This window comes from Bacteroides sp. 90-K9/2 (assembly GCF_047310725.1).
GTDB lineage: Bacteria > Bacteroidota > Bacteroidia > Bacteroidales > Bacteroidaceae > Bacteroides > Bacteroides vicugnae.
On sequence record NZ_JBCGVL010000003.1, the window covers coordinates 189,900 to 214,125 of the forward strand.

At 42.2% G+C, this 24,226-nt stretch carries 18 protein-coding genes; 4 read left to right on the top strand and 14 right to left on the bottom strand.

Features of this window, described 5'->3' with window-relative positions; genetic code table 11:
* Nucleotides 1-6 precede the first annotated feature (6 nt).
* The 3 genes from AAHJ11_RS10205 to AAHJ11_RS10215 all read right to left on the bottom strand — a co-directional run bounded on the left by AAHJ11_RS10205 (nucleotide 7) and on the right by AAHJ11_RS10215 (nucleotide 3,787).
* On the bottom strand, nucleotides 7-531 hold the full coding sequence (locus AAHJ11_RS10205) for a biotin/lipoyl-containing protein (protein ID WP_004297139.1): 525 nt from the start codon (nucleotides 529-531) through the stop codon (nucleotides 7-9).
* Nucleotides 532-575: 44 nt separating this feature from the next.
* Nucleotides 576-2,087, bottom strand: coding sequence for an acetyl-CoA carboxylase biotin carboxylase subunit (accC, locus tag AAHJ11_RS10210; protein ID WP_148364887.1), 1,512 nt, complete (start codon nucleotides 2,085-2,087; stop codon nucleotides 576-578).
* Between the two features lie 155 nt (nucleotides 2,088-2,242).
* Entirely contained in the window at nucleotides 2,243-3,787 is a 1,545-nt protein-coding gene (locus AAHJ11_RS10215; protein WP_099147610.1) for an acyl-CoA carboxylase subunit beta, read from the bottom strand.
* A 246-nt stretch (nucleotides 3,788-4,033) separates the two neighbouring features.
* Between AAHJ11_RS10215 and AAHJ11_RS10220 the strand changes: the two genes are divergently transcribed.
* The 4 genes from AAHJ11_RS10220 to trxA all read left to right on the top strand — a co-directional run bounded on the left by AAHJ11_RS10220 (nucleotide 4,034) and on the right by trxA (nucleotide 8,575).
* Nucleotides 4,034-4,621, top strand: a complete 588-nt coding sequence (locus AAHJ11_RS10220; protein ID WP_074637672.1) for a DUF3575 domain-containing protein — start codon at nucleotides 4,034-4,036, stop codon at nucleotides 4,619-4,621.
* A gap of 24 nt (nucleotides 4,622-4,645) precedes the next feature.
* Nucleotides 4,646-6,097, top strand: a complete 1,452-nt coding sequence (locus tag AAHJ11_RS10225; protein ID WP_320974677.1) for a DUF3868 domain-containing protein — start codon at nucleotides 4,646-4,648, stop codon at nucleotides 6,095-6,097.
* A 92-nt stretch (nucleotides 6,098-6,189) separates the two neighbouring features.
* Nucleotides 6,190-7,689 (top strand): L-lactate permease, encoded by a 1,500-nt coding sequence (locus AAHJ11_RS10230; RefSeq protein ID WP_320974678.1) that lies wholly within the window; start codon nucleotides 6,190-6,192, stop codon nucleotides 7,687-7,689.
* A 388-nt stretch (nucleotides 7,690-8,077) separates the two neighbouring features.
* Complete coding sequence (trxA, locus tag AAHJ11_RS10235) at nucleotides 8,078-8,575, top strand: thioredoxin (RefSeq protein WP_320974679.1); 498 nt, start codon at nucleotides 8,078-8,080, stop codon at nucleotides 8,573-8,575.
* An 82-nt stretch (nucleotides 8,576-8,657) separates the two neighbouring features.
* On the opposite strand, the gene AAHJ11_RS10240 is transcribed toward trxA, so the two are convergent.
* The 11 genes from AAHJ11_RS10240 to AAHJ11_RS10290 all read right to left on the bottom strand — a co-directional run bounded on the left by AAHJ11_RS10240 (nucleotide 8,658) and on the right by AAHJ11_RS10290 (nucleotide 24,220).
* The gene (locus AAHJ11_RS10240; protein WP_320974680.1) at nucleotides 8,658-9,806 is read right to left on the bottom strand and encodes a metallophosphoesterase; all 1,149 of its coding nucleotides are present in this window, start codon (nucleotides 9,804-9,806) and stop codon (nucleotides 8,658-8,660) included.
* Nucleotides 9,807-9,826: 20 nt separating this feature from the next.
* On the bottom strand, nucleotides 9,827-10,993 hold the full coding sequence (locus tag AAHJ11_RS10245; protein ID WP_234132873.1) for a metallophosphoesterase: 1,167 nt from the start codon (nucleotides 10,991-10,993) through the stop codon (nucleotides 9,827-9,829).
* A gap of 24 nt (nucleotides 10,994-11,017) precedes the next feature.
* A complete protein-coding gene (locus AAHJ11_RS10250) occupies nucleotides 11,018-12,475 on the bottom strand; it encodes a RagB/SusD family nutrient uptake outer membrane protein (protein WP_320974681.1) in 1,458 nt (485 codons plus the stop codon).
* Between the two features lie 26 nt (nucleotides 12,476-12,501).
* Nucleotides 12,502-15,879, bottom strand: a complete 3,378-nt coding sequence (locus AAHJ11_RS10255) for a TonB-dependent receptor (protein WP_217721085.1) — start codon at nucleotides 15,877-15,879, stop codon at nucleotides 12,502-12,504.
* A gap of 10 nt (nucleotides 15,880-15,889) precedes the next feature.
* Nucleotides 15,890-17,059, bottom strand: a complete 1,170-nt coding sequence (locus AAHJ11_RS10260) for a FecR family protein (RefSeq protein WP_148364880.1) — start codon at nucleotides 17,057-17,059, stop codon at nucleotides 15,890-15,892.
* An 85-nt stretch (nucleotides 17,060-17,144) separates the two neighbouring features.
* A complete protein-coding gene (locus tag AAHJ11_RS10265; RefSeq protein ID WP_413579488.1) occupies nucleotides 17,145-17,693 on the bottom strand; it encodes an RNA polymerase sigma-70 factor in 549 nt (182 codons plus the stop codon).
* A gap of 64 nt (nucleotides 17,694-17,757) precedes the next feature.
* Entirely contained in the window at nucleotides 17,758-18,474 is a 717-nt protein-coding gene (locus AAHJ11_RS10270; protein WP_195649463.1) for a LytR/AlgR family response regulator transcription factor, read from the bottom strand.
* A complete protein-coding gene (locus AAHJ11_RS10275) occupies nucleotides 18,471-19,580 on the bottom strand; it encodes a sensor histidine kinase (protein WP_410551968.1) in 1,110 nt (369 codons plus the stop codon). The genes AAHJ11_RS10270 and AAHJ11_RS10275 overlap by 4 nt, the downstream gene beginning before the upstream one ends.
* A complete protein-coding gene (locus AAHJ11_RS10280; RefSeq protein ID WP_234132870.1) occupies nucleotides 19,577-20,653 on the bottom strand; it encodes a sensor histidine kinase in 1,077 nt (358 codons plus the stop codon). Before AAHJ11_RS10280 ends, AAHJ11_RS10275 begins: the two co-directional genes overlap by 4 nt.
* 39 nt (nucleotides 20,654-20,692) lie before the next feature.
* Nucleotides 20,693-23,170, bottom strand: a complete 2,478-nt coding sequence (locus AAHJ11_RS10285; protein WP_297284523.1) for a carboxypeptidase-like regulatory domain-containing protein — start codon at nucleotides 23,168-23,170, stop codon at nucleotides 20,693-20,695.
* Nucleotides 23,171-23,677: 507 nt separating this feature from the next.
* On the bottom strand, nucleotides 23,678-24,220 hold the full coding sequence (locus AAHJ11_RS10290) for a DUF2500 family protein (protein ID WP_148364876.1): 543 nt from the start codon (nucleotides 24,218-24,220) through the stop codon (nucleotides 23,678-23,680).
* Nucleotides 24,221-24,226 lie beyond the last annotated feature (6 nt).

The window sequence follows — 24,226 nt, forward strand, 5'->3', positions numbered from 1 at the left end:
AAAGAATTACTCAATAACCATAATCCGGTCGTTCAATCCCACCTTCATGCCATCTTCCACGAATACTTCTTTCACAACTCCATCCGTCACCGAACGTATCTCATTCTCCATTTTCATCGCCACCAATACACAAAGCGGATCACCCCGCTTCACGAGATCTCCCTTCTTTACATACGTCTTCAAGATAACTCCCGGCATCGGTGCCTGTACCACCTGACGCCCTACGGATTCAGCAGCAGTGCGGGCATTATGTATCTTCTCCATTTCTCCCTGCAATTCAATCTGATAAAGCTCCCCTTTATTCATAATCGTATATGAATTATTGGAAGAAGGAGAAATCTGCACTCCATGCGAGTGATGATCGATGATGATCGAATGAATGGAGTCACCACCCATATTATAATCGACCTCATATATCTTACCATTGACCGCAATCTTCTTGATTGGCCCGTCCTCCAGAATTTCTACCTTATATTCACTGTCCGGCATATCCTGAAGCTTGGCGTAATATGTAGCTAATGTTGTACCCATAACCAATTCCGTTATTTTTTAATTTTCAATTCTCAATTTTTAATTTAATAATTATTAGCAGTCATCTGCAATTTACCGTAATACTTCCAGAGCGATTCGCCCACTACGGGAAGTGTAGTGGCACGGGAAGCCGCTTCTTTCTCCCTCTCGTAGTGTCTCACTGCGGCTGCAATGACAGCCACAGTCGGATCAGTATTCTGACGACGTTTCAGATCTTCCTTATCAAAACGCGTATCGATAAATGTCGTATCGTATTCACCTTTCAGGAAAGCCGCATTCTTCAATACACGTTGATGGAAAGGAATTGTCGTTTTAATTCCCAGAATCTTATACTCTCGTAAAGCACGTGCCATATTGGAAATGGCCGAAGCACGGGTACGTCCCCAACAACAAAGCTTTGCAATCATCGGGTCATAATGCAAAGAGACCTCAAATCCCGCATAAGCGGCACTGTCAAGACGCAGGTTACGGCCTTCGGGAGCTTCACGGACAGTAATCACACCGGGAGAAGGCATGAAGTTATTCTCCGGATCTTCGGCGTAAATACGACATTCGATCGCTGCTCCGCTAAACTGTATATCATCCTGTTTATAAGGCAACGGATTTCCGGCAGCAACAGTAATCATATCCCGTACCAGGTCAACGCCTGTGCACTCCTCCGTCACAGGATGCTCCACCTGCAAACGGGTATTCATCTCAAGGAAGTAGAAATTCTGATCTTTATCCATCATAAACTCCAATGTCCCGGCACTGTAATAACCTATTTTCTTACAGGCTTCCACAGCTACCTTCAACATCTTCTTTCTCGTCTCTTCTTTCACAAAAGGAGAAGGACTTTCTTCTATCACCTTTTGGTTACGACGCTGGATGGAACATTCACGTTCATACAGATGAACGACATTTCCATACTTGTCTCCCATGATCTGAACTTCGATATGATGCGGATTCTCAATATATTTTTCAATATAAACCGCATCATTGCCAAAGGAGGTCCCTGCTTCGGATTGTGACAAACGGAGAGCTGTTTCCACCTCTTCTTCCGTACGTACCAGACGCATCCCCTTGCCTCCACCTCCCGCAAGTGCTTTCAACATAATGGGGTAGCCGACTTCATTAGCGACCTTCTTCACCTCATCAATGCCCTGTACGGGCGTTTCGGTTCCGGGCACAATGGGTAATCCTGCTTCACGCATAATCTTACGGGCTTCCGTCTTGATTCCCATTTTGGAAATAATATCCGCACTCGGTCCGATAAAAATCACTCCCTCTTCTTCACAACGACGGGCAAAATCCGCATTCTCTGACAGGAAACCGTATCCCGGATGAATAGCGGCTCCGGTCTTTTTGGCAATGGACAATATCAATTCCGGCTTCAAGTAAGAGGTATCTTCCGGCGAATTGGAAATGCAATAGGCTTCTTCTGCATAACGGACGTGCAAAGCCCCGCGATCTACATGGGTATAAACAGCCACTGTCGAGATATTCATCACCCGGCAAGTGCGGAAGATACGCATCGCTATCTCACCCCGGTTGGCTACTAATATTTTCTTTATCATAATCTTTTTCTTTTGAGAAATAAAAACTTAAAAGAGCAATCAAATAATATTAGGCACGGATTACGCGGATTACACTGCTTGCAGAATAAAGGTTACCACATAAAGCAACCGTGAAATCCGCGTAATCCGTGCCTAAATTCAATCCATAAACAAGCCTAAAGCGGTAGGTTGGAATGTTTCTTAGGAGGATTCGATTGCCGTTTGTTGGCAAGCATCTCGAAACTTCGAATCAATCTCAAACGGGTTACCGCCGGATCGATCACTTCATCCACATATCCCAGTTCCGCCGCCCGGTAAGGATTGGCAAACTTTCCGCGATAATCATCCTGAAGTTCTTTCCGTTTCTCTTCGGGTTTCTCGGCTTTATCTATTTCCTTACGGAAAAGGATATTCACAGCTCCATCCGGTCCCATCACTGCGATTTCGGCAGTAGGGAAAGCAAGATTTACATCTCCACGGATATGCTTGGAACTCATCACATCGTAAGCACCACCGTATGCTTTGCGGGTAATAACCGTCACTTTCGGAACCGTAGCCTCGCAATAAGCATAAAGCAGTTTTGCCCCGTTACGGATAATTCCACCATATTCCTGATCGACTCCCGGAAGAAATCCCGGCACATCTACCAATGTCAGTAAAGGAATATTAAAAGCATCACAGAAGCGGACAAAACGGGCGGCTTTGACAGACGCATTGATATCCAGTGTACCAGCAAGCACCAATGGCTGATTAGCCACCACTCCCACCGTTTTTCCATTCAGGCGGATATAACCCGTCACAATATTCGCAGCATATTCTGCCTGAAGTTCGAAGAAACTATTATCATCAGCCACCGCTTCTATCATCTCTTTTATATTATATGGCTGATTCGGATTGGCCGGAATCAAATCTGCCAGTTCCGGAGTCAGGCGAGTCGGCGAATCGCTGGTCGCTACAAACGGAGGCTCTTCCATATTATTCCCCGGCAGATAGGAGATCAATTCGCGAATATAATTGATGCACTCAATATCATTCTCCGCAGAAAGATGGGCTACACCGGACTTTGTCATGTGCACGCCTACTCCGCCGAGTTCTTCTTTAGTCACTTCTTCCTGTGTCACGCTTCTCACCACATCCGGTCCTGTAATAAACATATAACCGGAGTTTTTCACCATCAGAATAAAATCGGTCAATGCAGGAGAATAAACCGCACCACCGGCACAAGGTCCCATGATCGCGCTAATCTGTGGAATCACTCCGGATGCCATAGAATTGCGCAGGAATATCTCGGCATATCCGGCCAAAGAACGTACCCCTTCCTGAATTCGCGCGCCTCCCGAATCATTCAATCCGATGATAGGCGCTCCCATCTGCATAGCCATGTCCATCACTTTGCAGATCTTCTTAGCGTGCGTTTCTGAAAGAGCTCCTCCAAATACGGTGAAATCCTGTGCGAATACATAAACCAAGCGCTTGCCAATCATACCATATCCCGTCACCACCCCGTCTCCGGCAAATTTCTGCTTTTCCATACCGAAATCGGTACACCGATGGGTTACCAACTTATCCAGTTCGATAAACGAACCTTTCTCCAATAATAAATCGATGCGTTCACGGGCGGTCAGTTTGCCCACAGAATGTTGTTTTTCAATGCGAGCGTCTCCGCCGCCTTTTTCTGCTTTCCTGTTCAGTTCTTCCAGATTGTTAATAAGCTCTTTCATAGGCTGTAGTTATTAAAATTGTATGTGTGTAAAAATAAATAGTAATAAATGAAATCATTGTCATATTGATTACACAAAGATACTTTTATATAATGAACGCATCGTGTACGGAATTTGTTAGCATTTATGCCTTAAAACATCTTTTTCTATTTATTCAGGAAGCTTTTTTTGCAGGTTGCGACAACAAATGTCCATGCTTTTCTGTTTATCGCTTATCATTTTTAATAAAACCTATACCCTAACAAAATGAGAACAATTAAAATCTTATTAGCAGCCGGTTTCCTGCTCGTGTTCGGTACAAGTATTCATGCACAGGTACAACGGAATGAAACCTATCTACCCAAATTTGCCATCAAGACCAATGCTCTCTATTGGGCCACTACTACACCCAACTTAGGAATCGAAGTGGGACTGGCAAAGAAACTGACTCTCGACATATCCGGTAATTACAATCCGTGGAAGTTTGGTGACGACCGTCAAATCAAGCATTGGCTCGTTCAGCCGGAATTACGCTATTGGCTCTGCGAACGTTTCAACGGAAGTTTCTTCGGTTTGCACGGACATTACGGAGAAATGAATGTCAGCAATCTGAATATATTCGGAATGGGACATGACCGTTACGACGGCAATCTGTACGGAGCCGGCATTTCCTATGGATACCAATGGCTCATAAGCAAGCGCTGGAGTATGGAAGCAACCATCGGCGTGGGATATGCCCGTCTGGAATATGATAAATATGCCCGTGATTGTAAATGTGAAAAGCTGGGACACAACACCCGTAATTATTTCGGCCCGACCAAAGTCGGTCTTAGCTTCATTTATGTCATCAAATAATCGAACTTTCTAAAACTTACAATGATGAAAAGAAAACTTATTTATCTATTTATAGCTCTTGCAGCCACTATTCTGCCGGCTCATGCACAAAAATTCCTGAACGATGCGCTCACTCTCTCAAACGTATCTTTATGGCAACAAGGTAACTCTCTTTATGTCGGCATGACTTTCGACATGAAGAATCTGACAATAGGTTCCGCCCGAAGTTTAAGCCTTATCCCCCTGCTGACAGACGGACAGCATAATGTACCTTTGCAAGAAATCATCGTCAATGGTAAAAGACGCGAAAAAGCATATATCCGCGGTCTGGCAATAACCAAGCAAGAACCAACCGCCATTATCGTTCCTTATAATAAAAGGGAAACTTTTAATTATACGCAGGTGATTCCTTACAAACCCTGGATGGCTAATGCCAGTTTGCAACTTGTAGAGAATTTATGCGGATGCGGCAATTATCAGGAAATGAATGCACAGGAACTGATTACCAATGATGTATCTACCGAAGCCAAACGTTTAAGTGCCATGTCTCCTATCATTGCCTATATCCAGCCAACCGTAGAAGTGGTCAAGAACCGTAGCGAACAATATGAGGCACATCTGGATTTTCCGGTCAACAAATCGGTAATTCAGACCGACTTCATGAACAATCATGCTGAATTGGTGAATATCCATGCCATGTTTGACAAAATACAGAATGACCGGAACCTGACTGTGAAAGGTATCAGAATCGAAGGTTTCGCCTCGCCGGAAGGACCTCTTGCCTTCAATGAACAGCTTTCCAAAAAACGTGCGGAAGCTTTGAAGGATTATCTGGTTAAGAACGAAAAAGTGTCTTCCAAACTATATAAAGTGACTTTCGGTGGAGAAAACTGGGATGGATTAGTAAAAGCACTCCAATCTTCTTCGATGAAGGAGAAGGAAACATTCCTGAACATCATCAAAAATACAACTGACGATGCCAAACGTAAACAGGAAATCATGCGTGTAGGCGGCGGAGCTCCTTACCGTAGTATGCTGAAAGAGATTTATCCGGGATTGCGTAAAGTGAACTGCAAGATTGACTATACCGTTGTCAATTTCGATGTTGAACAAGGGCGTATCATTATCCGGGAAAATCCGAAATATCTTAGTCTGAACGAAATGTATCAGGTGGCCAACAGTTATCCGAAAGGCAGCAAGGATTTTGTGAATGTATTCGATATTGCCGTACGCATGTATCCTACTGACGCTGTAGCCAACCTGAACGCAGGAGCCGTCGCATTATCACAAAAGGATTTGAATGCAGCAGTGAAGTTTATGGAGAAAGCCGATCATAATACTGCCGAGTTTATAAACAATACCGGAGTCTACAATTTCCTTAACGGAGACATCAACCGTGCCATGGCTGCATTTGAGCAAGCAGCAAAGCTAGGTAACGAAGCTGCCCTTGCCAACTTAAAACAATTACAACAAATTTTAAGTGTGAAGATGAAATAAACAGAAAAATCTATTTATTCAACCGACCAAAGTGGGGCGTTCGTTTGTTATATCAATAATAAACGACGTTCCACTTTTTAAATCTGATAATTATGACCTTGATCCTTGCCATTATTCCTGTGTTACTGTTGATTATACTGATGGCATTTTTTAAAATGTCGGGTGACAAAAGTAGTATCATTTCTCTGATCGTGACGATGCTGATTGCTCTTTTCGGCTTCGCTTTCTCGGTAGACAATCTGTTTTACTCCTTTTTATATGGAGCATTAAAAGCGGTCTCTCCTATCTTAATCATTATTCTGATGGCTATTTTCAGTTATAATGTATTGTTGAAAACTGAAAAGATGGAGATTATTAAACAGCAATTCGCTTCTATTTCTACCGATAAAAGTATTCAGGTGTTATTACTGACTTGGGGATTCGGAGGTCTATTGGAAGCTATGGCCGGTTTCGGAACAGCAGTAGCTATTCCGGCGGCAATTCTTATCAGTCTGGGATTCAAGCCTATCTTTTCGGCAACGGTGAGTCTGATTGCCAATAGTGTAGCCACTGCTTTCGGAGCAATCGGAACTCCGGTATTGGTATTGGCCAAAGAAACGAATTTGGACGTATTGCATCTTAGTACGAATGTCGTATTGCAATTATCCGTTTTAATGTTCCTGATTCCGCTGGTTCTACTTTTCCTTACTGACTCCAAACTTAAATCGCTCCCGAAAAATATATTCCTGGCTTTATTGGTAGGCGGAGTTTCTTTAGTCAGTCAATATCTGGCTGCTAAATATATGGGTGCTGAATCTCCGGCCATAATCGGCAGTATTCTTTCTATTATCGTAATCGTTGTTTATGGAAAACTGACTGCATCCAAAGAAGAGAAAGCACGAAAAAGTCATCTGAAAACGAAAGATATATTAAATGCATGGAGCATTTATTTACTGATTCTGTTTCTGATTATCCTGACCAGTCCACTCTTTCCGGGATTGCGTCATACTTTAGAGAACAATTGGATTACGAGAATCAGTCTGCCTATCAATGCGTCCACCGTCAATTATACTATTTCCTGGCTGACTCATGCCGGAGTATTGCTTTTCATCGGTACTTTTATCGGTGGATTGATTCAGGGGGCTAAAGTAAAAGATCTGTTCATCGTTTTTTGGAATACCGTGAAGCAGTTGAAGAAAACATTCATTACGGTTATCTGCCTCGTGGGGTTATCTACTATTATGGATAGTTCCGGAATGATCGCTGTGATTGCCACAGCACTGGCTACGGCTACCGGAAGTTTGTATCCGTTATTTGCTCCGGTTATCGGTTGTCTGGGAACATTTATCACCGGAAGCGATACGTCTTCCAACATCCTCTTCGGAAAGTTGCAAGCAAGTGTGGCAGGACAGATTCATGTTAGTCCGGATTGGCTGTCTGCGGCAAATACAGTAGGCGCTACAGGTGGTAAGATTATCTCCCCGCAAAGTATTGCTATTGCTACTTCTGCCGGAAACCAACAGGGAAAAGAAGGTGAAATACTGAAAGCGGCTATTCCGTATGCATTAGTATATGTAGCGATTACCGGAATTATTGTTTATATTTTCAGTTAATTCCCCCAAAAATAGAAGAAGATAATAGTACCGTTAACAAAGCGAGATAATGCGTGACAATATTTCCGTTTAGCCATTAGATGGCAAAGCATTTAGCTCATTTTGGTACGGTTATGAGTGAAATTATAAATAAGGAATTAGGCACGGATTACACGGATTTCACGGTTTTTAGTGTTATCATTACTGCAAAGTGACCGCGTTAATCCGTGTAATCCGTGCCTAAATATATTCTTTTCTAATCTGGTTTTTAAAGGGTGAATAGACAAATTTTAGCGTTCAGTAACTATCCGAGGGAAGTTTTGCCAAGAGTTTCTGTCAAATTGCTATTTTTTACTCCCTTTATATCCCCTATCTTTGCAACAGAGAAAACAAAAAGAAAGAATAGTATATGAAACTAATGAAAGGTTTATTGAGTGCTTTTGCCGTTGTATTGGCAACCACAGCTTGCGCAGGCAACAGCGGAGAAAATAAAAAGAGTAATGAATCAACTAAGGAGGACAATAAAATGGAAGTAGTAGCATTAAATAAAGCAGATTTTTTAAAGAAAGTATATAATTATGAAGCCAATCCGAACGATTGGGAATTTGAGGGCAGCCGTCCTGCGATCGTAGATTTCTATGCTACCTGGTGTGGTCCATGTAAGGTGATGCACCCGATTCTGGAAGAACTGAGTAAAGAATATAGCGGTAAAGTAGATATCTACCAGATTGATGTGGACAAAGAACAAGATCTGGCAGCGGCATTCGGTATCCGCAGCATCCCTACCCTATTGATGATTCCGATGAAAGAGGAACCTAGAATCATGCAGGGAGCTATGCCCAAAGACCAGCTTAAAAAAGCAATTGATGAATTTCTTCTGAAACAGAATAACGAAGCAAAGCAATAGACTTCGACTTTTTTCTCGCCATGGTGACTACCCTCTATTCGTCTTTTGAAGATGGATAGAGGGCTAGTTCTAATTAGGCTCATTATAGTTTTCTCTGAACACCGTCGTCACCAACAACGTAATAAACCCCATTGTCTATCAATACAGCCCGTCCACGCTTTTTCTTCCGATTCTCCTTATTGTCAACATTGACAGCGATGACTTTACCATTATAAAAGGTTGAAATATCCTTGAAGATAGTGTGCCCCACAAGGATGTGTTTTACCATATAACGATCCAACATCATTTGTAAAGAGTCCTGTACCAACGGTTTATACTTGGAATCTTCTCTCACCAGGCCGCGATACCAGATCGGACCGTCATTGCCATACAGAAAATCAGTCAGTGGAGAAAGCGCTTTACGCTCTTTTTTGCTCATGAAAAGTGCCCGGCTCATTTCCTCATTCACAGTGGGGATATTCAAGTCCTTATCATAGAATAATTTTCCTAATCCGGCATGTACATATAAATCGGTTCCAATGATTTGCATTGTATTACGTGTTGCAAGCCAACGCCCCAATTCGGTATTTGTGCCGAATAATGAAGGATATTCCACTCCCAGTTTTTCTGCCAGCAATTTATATTTATCTTTTGTATAGCGAAGATCGTTGGACAACACCAGAGCCTCATGGTTTCCCAAAAGGAAAGAGACATGACCTCCTGCTTTAGCCGCTTCGTCTTCCAATTTATAGAACAGCCAAAAGATCTGCAGTACATCCTTGCCACGGTCGAAAATATCCCCGATAATCACCAAATGATTGCTACCGAAATTCCATTGATAGTTATCATTAATCACTCCGTTTCCTTGCAACAGACTAATCACACAATCCAGCCGCCCATGAGGATCGGACATCACAAAAACTTTTTCCGGACGGGTATATTGCCACTCCGGTCTTTTTAATGGATGGAGTTTTACATCAAACGGATACCGTCCCTCATGATCCGTCACACGGAAACTGAAATCTTTAGGTAATGTCGCATAAGTCTTATCTGTAATCCGTCCTTTCTTATTAACATTAATAACCCGTGTACTACCGTCTGCCTGATAGAGTATATAGGGTCCGTCACCAGACAATTTCTCTTTTTTCTCTTTCTTCTTATCTCCTGAATGATAAGTTCCGGCCTGAATGCCGGAACTTATTAAAACGAGAACAAGAGTGGAAAGAAATAATCTCAAAAAACGAGTGCTCATATTCTTTTCTTTCTTGAAGTTTATTTTTTAATCGTTACTAATTCTCCTTCGTCATTGATGGCTTTAATATCATCCCCTTCAATAACTACGGCACGAGTTTCTTTTTCAAAAGCCTTGGGATGATTGACACAAATATCATATACTTTTTTATTATAGGTATACTTCACACGACTATTTTCCGTATGACCGATAATAATACGTTTGACATCATATTGAGCCAGAAGTTTATCTACATCCGCTTCCTTTATCGGACTGTACTCACTGCCAGTCTTAACCATTCCGCGATACCACAACGGACCGTTATAACTATCACTATAAAGGAAATCGGCAATCTCCGGATATTGTTTTTTCCGTTCCTCTTTTGAAAGGTAAATGCTCTTGCTCACCAGTTCATTGATTTCGGGAATCGTCTCTTCGCGTTCCATAAACGCCTTACTCAATCCTGCATGAACATAAAGGTTTTCACCTACAATCTGAATGGTGTTTTTAGAACGCAGCCAGTTACCCATCACATTCGTCAGTCCCCACATCTTTCCATAGGTCATGTTCATCGCTCTTTGCGAAAGAGTGTTGTACTTGGCATACGTATATTTCAGATTATCACGCATTATCATTTCTTCGTGATCCCCCAAGATGGTTGTCACTCTGCCACCAACGGCTTTCGCCTCAAATTCCAATTTGTATATGAGCCATAAAATAGGAAGCACGTCTGCCCCACGATCGAAAATATCACCATCAATCACCAAATGGTTACTGCCATATATCCATTCATATTTATCATTAATCACTTCCCCTGTTTTCAGAATAGCGGCAAACAAGTCGAAACGCCCGTGAAGGTCGGATACGGCAAATGTTTTAGCATACTCTGTACGGTCTTCCCATGCCGGACGTTCAAAATTCTCAATCTTATTAATGGGTACCTGAAAAAGGAGTTGATTATCATCCGAATACACATCCAGTTTCAATCCGGCCGGTAATCCGGACTCTTCACGAATGTTCAATGCATTATCTTTAGTCACTTCCAGAATTTTAAGTTTACCGTTTTCATAGAAAAGGTAAGGACCATCATTACGGAAATGAGTGATTTCAGCTATATCCGGTCCCACGGGAGTCAGATCTTCCCCGCACGAATAAAAGGCCGTGATGAACAAACCCAAAAGGAAATAGATGCTATATATCTTTTTCATAATTTCTATACGTTAATGCGTTAATTAATGCAATTCATATTCCGGATTCTGAACCATGTTTTCATTGTACTCCATTTCGTGATTAGGAACAGGAAGAACGATTTTATAATAACTCCAATCAAACTCAACTGCTTCATTGGGAACTTCGCTCAAATAGTCTTCACGTATCACTTTCTTGTTGTTTCTAAGCAGATCAAAGAAACGTTGTCCCTCGCCCCAGAATTCAATGCGACGCTGTTCAAGCACCAGATCCAAATTTATGTCTTCGTCCGCCACAGCATCCAGGTCCTTGCCCGTACGTGCATAAATCGGTTTCAGATACTTGCGCGTATTAGGTATATCATTCTTCTTAACCGCAGCTTCAGCCGCATTCAGATAGAGTTCCGACAAACGGAAAACCGGGATATTGGCATCTTCATACGATTTAGAACCTTGTGCCGGATATTTCAAACAATAAGGTTTACTGCTACTTGCCGTAGAAACCATCTGACTACGGACGTCATCGGAATTATCTTTCATGTAGTCTTTCCAATACTTTTCGGTAGCTATCAGATTATATTTCGTGCTAAGATAACCGATGGATGATTTTCCCGGACTATCAGTTGTCAGATTCACAATTTCGAACAACAGTTCACTATTGAACGGAGTAGCCCATATCTCGGCATATTCATCATTGGTCCACAACTTATAGCCTTGTTTTTCGGCACCTTTGACAGCTTCAGCAGCCACATTATACGCCTCACCGTCATTACCCATGTAGAGGTAAACCCGGCTCAATAATGTCATTGCCGCCCATTTATTGATTTTACCCTCTTTCTTTACCGGACGAAGCAGCTTCACCGCATCTGTCAGGTCGTCTGTGATGGCCTTATAACATTGGGCAGTCGTATTGCGGGAAGGTTTGATATTCTTATCTTCTACCACTTTATCAATAATGGGCACAGCCAATGATGCCCCGTTATCTTTCAGATAAGGATACCCGTAAATACGTGTCATATCGAACAGCAACAAAGCACGTATTGCCAAAGCCTCTCCTTTCAAATCATTATAATACTCCTGCTCTGTCAGTTTCTCCAGTTTCGGAGTTGTAATTTCCCGATCGGGAACAAGCCTTATCTTTTCAATATCCCTGAATAAAATGTTCAGGTTCTTACCAATACCGTAGTACATTCCCCAGAAGCCACTAGGTCCATTCGTCTTATTATACTTGAATGTATAGAAACTGACATTGGTGCTGGAAGACTTATAAGATTTCATGTCATCTCCCCTCAAATCACCATAGCAGAACATATCCGCTCCATAATAACTGGATGACTGCATACTGCTGTATGCACCGTTCAGCACAAATTCAAAATCCCTTAATTCGGTCAATGAACCGTCGGTTTCTATAGCTGTGGAAGATTGCAAATCTAACCAGTCATTTCCGCAACTACTCAATAAGGTTGCAAAGACACCTAAAGCTATATATTTTATCTTTTTCATACTTATTCATTTATAGATTAATGCACTTAGAATTTCACTTCCAAACCGAATGTATAGGTTCTCATCGGAGGAGTATCCCAACTAGGTGATGAACCCGATTCGGGGTCAATATAATCGTATGCCGCCCAAGTTAGCAGGTTATTGCCCGATGCATACAGACGTATATTGTCTATACCCACTTTCCGGGTCCATGTCTTCGGCAGTGTAAAGCCGAAAGTCAGATTCTTCAGACGAACATAATCTCCACTATATAAACGGCGTGTCGTAGCATAGTCTGTCATTGATATAGATCTACCGATCACAAAACGTTCAATGTTAGTTTCATCGCCCTCCTTCTGCCAGCGTTTCCGGTAATAAATAGGAATGTTCAGTGTTCCGTTGCCACCATGTTCCAGTTTGCTTGCCGAGCCGTCATAGTTCCATGCTCCAAAAGAGAAATTCACGTTAAAATTCAGATCAAACCACTTATAAGAGATGCTGTTACCCAGTCCACCGGTGATAGTAGGATCGGCACATTGCAGTATCACTTTTTCCGCACTACGAGGATCTTTAGTAGTTTCTTTGTTCAGGTTTCCATTTTCATCCGTCGTATTCTTATAAAACATCGGTTCGCCGTCTGCCGGGTCGATGCCTGCAAATTCAATCATGTAATAGGTAGAATAGGGCAAACCGACCTTATGAATAGATGTCCCGCTGGTTACTTGTTTCAAATCTCCGTCCAACTTCAGGATTTTATTGGCATTATGTCCCAGATTCAAACTGGTGCTCCAACGAAAATCTTTTGTCTCGATATTAGTTGAACGAATTTCCAATTCATATCCCTTGTTTTGTAATTTACCAATATTGGCAAGATAACTGGAGAAACCTGTTGCAAGAGATAATGGACGGCTGTAAAGCAGGTTTTTCGTTGTACGGACATAATATTCAAATGTAACATTCAGCCTGTTGTCGAAGAATCCCAGGTCGATACCGAAGTTGAAGTTGTAGTTGGTTTCCCAAGTCAGTTCCTTGTTTTCCAGTTGCGACTGCGTGATACCCGGATTGTCATTATAATTACTGGTCAGACTGCTCAATCCCATATATCCATAATAAGAAGACGGCAATGTTCCGTTCACACCGTAAGAAACTCTAAGTTTCAGGTCACTTAACCAGTTCTGAAGAGGTTTCATAAAACTCTCGCTACTCACTCTCCATGCACCGGACAATGACCAGAAATTTCCCCAACGATTCTCTCTTGCCAATCGCGAACTTCCGTCTGTTCTCCAACTCGCTCCCAGATAGTATTTGTTGTCATAGTCATAGTTGGCACGTGTGATATAAGAAACAATACGCGTCGTACTGTTAGAACCTCCCATACTCTGATACACTACACCATTGTTCACTTCCGGTTTATCCCAGCGTGCAAAATTAGAGATAGTAGTTCCCAGCCCATCCGACTCCTTACTGTTGATTTCATAACCAGCCAAAAGGTCCAGATTATGTTTTTTCTTGATCTTTGTCTGATAAGTCAGGATATTAGACCATGTCATATTGGTAATATCATTGTAATCCTTGCTGAAACGTCCGTTATCATCGTCACCGTCACTGGTGCGCGGATCTTTCCATGCACGAGACTTATTCATCACAAAATCATAGCTGAATGTAGACGCAAACTTGATTCCTTTCCAAATATCGAATGATGCATATACAGTATTGAAAGAACGAGTCGCATATTCTCTCTTAAAATTATAAGAATTTGATAACATCGGGTTACGGTCATCCAATTTGATTAATGCACGGTTCCAAGTGCCGTCTTCATTCCATATAGGGTCAGACGGTGTGGCTCCATTACGTGTACCGTAAATTGGAGAAGTATACGATGTACCCTCCGAATAAGTATCCTGATTCACTTTGGAGAACTGTATCTTTGCACCGATATTCATCCATTTAGCCATCTGATAGTCTACATTCAAACGTGCAGAAATACGTTCCAAACCGGAGTTTATCGTAACACCATCCTGCTTCATATAACCAATGGACGTATAGTATTTAATCTTTTCCTGTCCGCCGGAAGCTGAAAACTCGTAATTCTGATGGCTACCATTACGGAACAAATAATCATCCCAGTTCACAAAACCACACCAAGGAATCGGTGCATACTGGTCAATATTCGAATCGGCATAAGCCCATGCTTCATTCTCGGTCATTCCCTGATGAAGTCCTACCTCATCATCGGTCTTACCGCTATAAGTTAAAGCATAATTCCGAAGCCCCTCGTGAATCAGGTTACGACGTTCCTGTCCGCCCATCAATTCGCGGAAAGGCATGGCAAAATTAGAGAAGCCCCAATCCGATTTCAATTTAAAGACCGGTTTACCTGCTTTTCCTTGTTTCGTGGTAATAATGACAACACCATTCGCTGCACGCGAACCATAAAGTGAAGCAGCAGCGGCATCCTTGATAACAGTGATGCTCTCAATATCCGATGTATTCAAGGTAGACATTACATCCAAACCGGAATCACTACCGGATGCACCAATATTACCTGACAATACGGGAATACCATCCACCACATACAGCGGAGAATTGGAGGCATTGAACGACCCCATACCACGGATACGGATGGACGTTGACGAACCCGGTATACCCGAACCGGTATTCACGCTAACACCGGGAGCCGCACCCTCCAACATCTGTTGGAAAGATACATTAGGCACATCTTTCACAGCATCTGTCTTTACGATACTGGCAGAACCTGCATAAGCCGATTTCTTGAAAGTACCATATCCCGTTACAATCACTTCGTCCAACAGGTTATTATCCACTTTCAGGATTATACTCATCGGCTTGCCGGGAGTTGCAACGACTTCCTGTGACGTATAACCGATATAAGAAACCATCAGAGTCACTTTCTTGTCTGTAACTTCCAGATGAAAATTACCGTCCATATCAGTCATCATACCGTTAGTTGTACCTTTCACGATGACATTAGCTCCGATTATCGGCTCTCCACTATCTTCAATTACTTTCCCTGTAATCGTATATTTCTCACGTGCAACAGTTTCCGTCCTAACGGGTTCAGCCTTACGGATGGCAATTACTCCATCATGAACCGTATAAGTCAGTCCGCTATTTCGCAGGCACTTGTTTAGCACTTCAGAAATCAGCTCATTCTTCACATCCAGATTTTCCACTCTGACTTTCTTCGCATCATTTGTGCTGTAGATAAAGGTAAAGTCCGTTTGTTTCTGAATTTCCCAAAGAACCTCATTCAGTGTTACATTTCTGAATTTGGCTGTAACCGTGGTCTGTGCGAATACAGATGCGCGCATCAGCCCTGAAGTCGTAATACAGAGAAAAAGGAACATCATACAAAGACGTTTTCCATATTTCCCAAATCTGGCAACATTACGTAGTTTTTCCATAAAACAGGGATTAATGATTAGTGAATATTTTGATAGTTTTTCCTTCTACTGTGACAGTTACTCTACCCGTTTGCTCCAACAATTTCACCAATGGGGTAATCTCATTATAGCGGTTAACATAGCAACCGAAGCGTAACTCCTTGGTCACCTCATTCTCATAGACTACATCCATATCATACCATCTGGCAAGAGTTTTCATGATGTCATCCAACCGCTGATCTTTGAAATTGATCTTTCCATGTATCCATGAAGTATAAAATGCAGTATCTACATTGCGTACATTGATCTGGTTGCTGCCCGGAGTAATACAAGCCTGTTCCGATGGTTTCAAAATCCGGTTACTTCCATTTTCAGTCTGTACTTTTACAGAACCGCTGACAAGTGTAGTCTGATATTCTTCGTTTGGGTAAGCTGATATATTAAAAGTAGTTCCTAATACTTCTATTTTCATCCCTTTGGTTTGCACGATAAAAGGCTGTCCGGTTTTGCTTACTTCAAAATAGGCCTCTCCTTCCAGTTCTACCAAACGGCAATCCTGTGCAAACTGAACAGGGAACCGGATGGAACTCATGGAATTCAACTGTACTTTACTTCCATCGCTCAACGTCAGCTGATATTCACCACCACGAGGAACATTTACCTTATTATATGCAAGTTTCTCGGATGTCCGGGCGGGAGCCTGCTGATAATTCAATGCTGTAGAATCCACCTGAATGACTGTACCGTCTTTTTCTTTCAATTCCACACCGGAGGTGGACTTCAAATCAATTGCTTCTCCATTATCCAGAATAAGAACGGCTTTCTTACCACCCGGAACAATTTGCTCCGTTGCTTGAGATAACGGCTGGGGTTCATTACCGCTCTTATATATTGCAACAGTAGCAATAGCCACCGGAAAGATGAAAATGGCAGCATATTTACATATATTCAATATCCGGTTTCTGAACCGATGGCGTTGGATTTTTCTTTGCACTCCCTCCCATCCATCCTCTGCATGGAAAGTTTGCCGCTTCTGCATATTCTGCTTTATGTTCTCTTCTTTGCAGATTTCCTGAAAAAGGCGTTCGTTTTCGGGTGATTCATTTCTCCACCGGGTCAATACCGCCTGTTCCTCTTCCCCGATTTCATCAGATAAGTATCTGGCAATGAGTCTTGCAATATAGAAATGTTGGTTTATCATAATTCACATGTTTTAATCGTTGTTTATACTAAAACAGGTGAATTGAAAATCAGGGTGTATTAAAAATGTTTTTTTTAAAAAGAAACTATAAAAAGTAAAAAACCAAGTAATAATAGTCTTTCAAATATACACGTAATTTACGGTAGGCAATCTTTTTCTGGGAGTGTACCGTTTCGCCGGAAATATTCAGTGTTTCAGCAATTTCCGGATTGCTTTTTCCTTCAAGCGCCAGTTGCATAATGCTTTTCATTTGTGGTGGCAGTTTTTCAATGGCCTCCACCAATATCCGGTAACTTTCTTCTGCTATGACCTTGTCTTGAAAAAAAGAATCTTTACTCATTTCCAAAACTTTCTGTGCATACTCGTTCATTACCTTGGTATGCTCCAATTCATTCAAAGATTTATTGCGTACCGACGTATAGAGGAATGATTTAATCTGATGCACAGACATGAAATCATCGCGCAACTGCCACAATTTCACAAAGCACTCCTGAACAATATCAGCCGCTAATGCATCATTTTCGACATACTGATTAGCAAACATACATAGAGATATGTAATATTTGTCGAATATAGAACGAAACTGCGTCTCATCAGTTAACTTAATACTAATATAGTCTGTTGTGCCAATCACGTATTCTTTATTTTGGTTACAAATATACCATTTGAAAATTATGTAACCAAACAAAAATGAAAAATCACAATCTTTGTTTCATTACAAAACCCTCAAAAAAGTCGTCCCGGTAACTATTACCAATAGCAATTTCATACGATTTTATAAATATATCATTATTGTCAAATGATTCGATGTGATCGGTATTGACTATATAGGATTTATTCACCCGCAAAAAAACAGATTTGGGTAATAAATCGAATATAGCTTTCAGACTCATGCGAGTAATGATACGCTGGTCGTTCAGTTGAAGAATGACGTAATCTTTCAATCCCTCAATAAAAAGAATATCGGAGAAATTCACTTTGAAATACCGGCGTTCTGCCTTTACGAAGAAATATTCAGCGGCAACAATCGTTTCGATAGCTTCTTTCTCTTCTTTCAATAATAGAGAATGGTAGGATAACGCTTTATCCACTGCCTTTTGAAAACGTTCCGCTTCGACAGGCTTGATCAGATAGTCGATTGCATCTACTTCATAGCTATCCAACGCATATTCTGTATAAGCTGTGGTGAAAATAACCAGTGTCTTTTTGGAAATCGTACGGGCAAACTCTATTCCTGTAATCCCGGGCATCTGAATATCCAGAAAAACCAGATCGACTGCCTGTTGCTCCATAAAGTCGGAAGCAGTTGCAGCACTGTTAAAACTGCCTATCAACTGGAGGCTATCGAGTTCGTCTATCAATAACTTCATGGCCTCACGTGCCAAGGGTTCATCATCTACAATGATACAATTCATAATGTTATACTTAAAATTACAGAATAGAGATTTTCATCTTCTTTTTGTTCCAACTTATAATGTTCAGGATACAGTAATCCTAACCTACGCTGAATATTGGCAAGTCCGATTCCACCGACTTTACCCTGCCGGACTGCAACAACCGGTTTAGAATTCTCACACCGGAATTCCAGCCGGTGAGCATCCACCTTAAAAAATACATGGACATACGAAGAATGCTCACTATCAAAACTATGTTTCACCGCATTTTCCACAAAAGGAATGAATAATAAAGGCTGAATCCAAATGGAATCCACTTCTCCCTCCTGCCTCAACGTAAACTGGAAATTGTCACGGCGTATCTTTTCCAAATTCAGGTAGTCATTCAGGAAACAGATATCCGAAGCCAACGAAACTCTTTCACGCGAACTGTCATTAATCTGATACCGTAGCAAATCTTCCAGTTTGAAAAGTACTTTGGAAGCTTCTTCCGGACTTTTCTTTATCAGGACATTGGCATTATTCAGCATATTGAAAAGGAAATGCGGATTGATTTGATTCTTGAGAAATGTCAGTTCGGATTGCAAAGTAGTGGACTCGAGTTCGTCAATGCGCAGATTGTAGCGAAGCCAATGGGTAAACAGAGATATTGTCGTGGAACCTGCCGTGAGAAATCCGATAGTGAGCAACCCGGAAATCACATTGATAGCAGTTGTATACGGATCAGGATTACCCGGCAGAATCACCTCGAAAAGCAATCCTTGAGTAACCGAAAGAAAGATAATCACTGCTATATTTGTAGCTAAAGCCGCCAGCACATACCTCCCCCAACGATTCTTCAGCAAAAGACAGGGAACCAATAAATATAAATTGACATATATCACTATGTTCATTGATGCAAAATACACAAAGCATCCTCCCAAACGACGCCAGAGGGAAACACCCTGCAAAGGCTCATACCCAAAAACATTGATGGCAATCAACAAGAGCACCGCCTGTAACAGCAAATGCCTGTATATCCTGTAATGAGGACTCAACAGAAAAGAGGGGACTGTCAACTCTTTTATGCTTTTATCATTCCGGTTTCTGCCCGTCCTGCCTTTATCATCTTCTTTCCATCCCATCATTCGCCTCCTTTCAGTTCCAGTTGTATACTACATTCCGTCAATAATAGCCCGTAACGATTGCCATACAGCAAGTTCAATCTCTGTCTGATTCGTTCTAGCCCTTTATCCGCCGACAGATTGACTTCCGGACAAAGGCAAGTAAACCATATCGTGCCCTGTTCCGCTTTCAGATGGATATTCAAAGAAACAGGAGCCGATACCTGCTGTTCACTTATCTGCTCCACTATATGTTTCACAAAAGGAACGAAAAGCAAGGGCGGAACCAACATCCGGTTCACGTCTCCTTCCGAAGTAAACAAGTAGCTGAACCGGGGCTGAAAATTCTGTTCCAATGTCAGGTAGTTGGTAAGGAAAGTAATTTCACTGCCAAGCAAAACTTTGGCCCTACTGCAATCATAAAGTTGATAACGGAGCAACTGGCTTAATTTCATCAATATCTTCGAGGCTGTTTCCGGATCGTCCTGCGTGAGTTGTCCCGCACGATGCAGTGTCTTGAAAAGGAGTTCGGGACTCACCTGTTCCTTCAACTGCTCCACTTCCGACAGCACATGGGCTTTTTCCATTTGCGAGACACGCTGATGATCTACCATCCACTCTTTCAAAAGCAACGTCACCGCCCCTCCTATCATGCAGAGCGTGGTCAGCAAAAAGGAAGAAATATAATCCATTATCATAGGTAGCGAGAAGTAATATTTCCGCACCTGAAGCTCCGGCCAATTTGAGAAAACAGTATATTCCGTTACCATCTGCATTACGAGTGCGGCTATCATGGCCGCAGAGAGCAGTGACAGATAAGCCAGATAACGTCTTTTCAGCAAATATTGCGGAAATAAGTGAAAAAGATTCAGATAGATCACGGCAAGATAGGCGAGCAGGTACAAAAAGGTAAACACATAAACCCATCCCCCCAATACCTCCCGGTAGTCTATAAAAATAATAAAGACCTGATTTAAGGAAATCACACTTAATATGGCAATAAGCAGCAGATAACGCCCCCATCGAAGCTCCGGGCTTGTGAGAAATCGGTACAATAAGGTGGATTCTTTACTTGCCGTAGCAGTTTCAGTTATCATTCATTTTATATTTAAAAGACGAAGATAGAACTTTTCCAGTTAGAATTCAAGTTTATAACTCACATTTGTCAATACCGTAGAACCATCAGTCGCATCTATTTTCCCGGTTTTCACATTATATTCATGCCCGTAGTGTTCTTTTGCTCCGGTAAAGTTTAGTCCCTTCACGGCAAATTCATGAGATACTTTCCGTTTGTTAATGCGATAACTGACTGTATAATTACCGATAAACATGGGCGAATACTGTTTGGAGAATGCTTTCGTTTCATCATACTGCACTTCCTTGTCCGGATGATTCATCGTTGCTTCCCTATCGAAAGGAGAATAGCGGTCGCCTCCTTGCAGAGTCAGTTTCAGGTTGACACTAAGGATATTCTGCTTGTTGCGTCCCAGCATCCATTCCTTGCCAATCAGTCCGTTGATGACATAATTACGGTTGAACTTCGTGTTATACCATACACCGTCTCCACCGCGGTAACGGGAGTCGAACCAAGAGCCCGAAATCATGTAATAAAGTCCTTTCTCCAAAAAACGTTCAAGGGTGATGTCAATTCCCACATTACGCCCTCTTCCTTTATTGACCAATGCATCTTCTACGTAGAAGTCGGAGCGGTTGAGTACGGAGTACGAACTGTCTGCCATTACAGGTACGTCGTGAAGGAACTGGATATAAGGTTCTATTTTCAGATTCATGCGGTCGGAAATCTTGTAACCGAAGGACAACATGAGGTGCTGTGCCTTAGTAAAATCCAGGTCTTTGTTGACGGACTTATTTTCCGTCCCTTTCATTTTCACGAAATAGACATCCATTTTCTCCATGCGGCTGTACATACCGTAAGCAAGCGCAAAGGTAGCTTTCGGAGCAGTCTGCCATTTCAGTCCCACACGGGGTTCGACAGACCATTTGTTGTTCAACGTCAGCAACTGCCCGTAGATACCGGCATTCAGTGTCCACCGTTCGCCCAATCCTACGGAAGAGCTGTTGTAGGCGGAAATCAGGCTGGTGTTGCCGTTGCCTTGAGATACGGTTTCCAGTGATTGGGCTTCATAAGGAGCAATGGACAGATTCATATCATAAAACATAGCGGTGTAGGTAAATCCTGTCTTATTGGTAAACCGGTTGCTGAATTTACGGTTGAAAGTGGTCGTCAGTATCAGGTTCGTATGTTTCGACTCGAGATCCATATAGGGAGTGGACTCCAAAGCATGATTGAACAAAGATGCCCCTCCGTCCAGTTGCGAATAGGTGGCGGCAACGGTCGTTCTCAATGATGCATCATTATTGAAGAAATAACGGTGGCTGATACCTCCGGCTGCCATATACTGTTTGTCTTTCGATTCGCTACGGTCACCCAGATACTCCCATTTCTCTGTGTCACGTTCCATGTCGCTTTTGAACTTATCTATCAGGCTGGTTCCCCAGACGGAGAATGTTCCGGCTTTCCTTGTCGGGAAGTTCAGCTTGAAGTTCAAGTCCTGATAATCCATTGTCCCTCCGTCAAGATTCAGCAGTCCGGTGGTAGAGTAACGGTAATTGAAAATATAAGATGCCTTATGCTTCTTGCTCAACGGGCCTTCGGAAGCAACATCAATCCCCATGATTCCCACCTGAATCGTGTTTTCATTCTTTTGATTGTTACCGTTGCGCAGCTTCATATCGAACACGCCGGATACGGCATTTCCATATTCAGCCGGAAAAGCTCCGGTGAAGAAATCGGAATTTCCGAGCACTTGCGAACTAAGGGAAGAAAGGATTCCTCCGCCCAACGTAGCGATATCGGCAAAATGATTCGGATTGGGGATTTCAACATCTTCCAGTCTCCATTGCAGCAGATGGGGCGCATTGCCATGAATGGAAATGCCATTGGATGAAACACTGGGTGCCACTCCGGCAAAAGCGGAAACCAGACGTGCAGGGTCGTCAAACCCGCCTGCGTAACGGCTCGCTTCTTCCACGCTCAACATACGCGCCCCGGTGGTAGCCATTTTATTCATCGCTTCCTCTTTGTTTGTCCGTGCCCGGATCACTACTTCATTCAGTTCGTTCACGCTCTCTTTCAGAGGGATTTCCAGATAGACTTCTTTAGCGGAAGTCACCAATATTTCTCTGAAAATGCCGGGTTCATACCCCATGAACGCTGCTTCTACCGTATGTCTTCCGACAGGGACCTGCGGAAGGGTGAAACGTCCGAGACTGTCCGTTGTCGTCCCTACCCCTTCCTTATCTGACAATTTCACAGTCGCATACGGTATAGGATATTTCGAATCTCCGTCTACTACAATCCCGCGAATCGTCTGCACCGGACGTCCTTTACGCTCTGCCGTCTGCCCGAAAGCAGCTACGGACACAAATAAAGCAATTAATAACAATATCCATCCTCCATAACGATACATTTTCCGCGTGAGCTCCTCACTTAAAACTCTTTCTAAGGTTTTAAGTACTACTCCGCATTCATCTACTGATACTCCCAAACGGAGTGCTACTTCTTCCAGCAACATAGTTTTATTCATCTTCATGACTTATTCTGTTTTCTATTTCGACACGAAGATAAAGGATAGGACATCACTTATTTTTCCAATGAGACGAACACAGCTTGTTTGTAGACAAAATACGGGATTAGCAAGACTTTATTGACATGAAGAATAAAAATCAACCAGAAAAGTCATACACCTTTTTCAATCTGAATGTTCTATTTTTAATATGATATAAAAAACTATTGGTTGGAAAAGAATGAGCTACCCAATACAACCGTATCCTAAACGGTTCATTTCCGTATGGATGAGCTAAATATTACATAGTAAAAAAAGATCTATCATACCACCATTCATTTTAATATTATTCTAATTATCAAAGGAATAAGTATGATAGATCTCTTTTTAAAATATATCTATAAATGAAAAGATTTATAGTATATATTATATTATTGTCTAGCCTTTCCGATCCGGTTTCCACACTGGAATCCCTTTTCCCCTTCACAGACTGCAAGAGAGAACAGTTCCGGAAGTCCTTGCAGCAATTATATTTTAAAGTCCTTTCGTTATCACTGGAAGCCCGAAGAATCCTTTCTGCAAAGTCAGTGTCTTTGTTTTGCCTTGCCGGGTCTTATTATAGGTAGAGAGTGATACGTGCAACGTTTCCACAGTTCCATTCTCAAAGGCCACCTGTAGATAGTATTCCTTACGCACACCATCCGACACATAACGCCGCTTACCTACCCGGCGTGTCTTCTTATACGTCTTCTGAAGTTTCTTCTGCACGATAACTTTTTCATCCTGCGTGGAAGCAGGATCCGCCAGACAATAGTTTCCCACCAGAAACAATGCATAGCTGACAGCTCCCACACAAACCACATGGCAAAGCAGATTGAGGGTTTTATCACTTCCTGCCGTCAACCATGTCCACTTTTTATAAAGAGGAAGTGTAAGAATAGCAATCACTAAAGCCACTCCGACAGGTATCCACCAACTGGCCAACGTATCTTCATAAACAACGTAACCGACAGCACACGAAATAATAACTATAAAAAGCATCAGTACACGAAGCACCTTAATAAATACCGATTTCATAACATT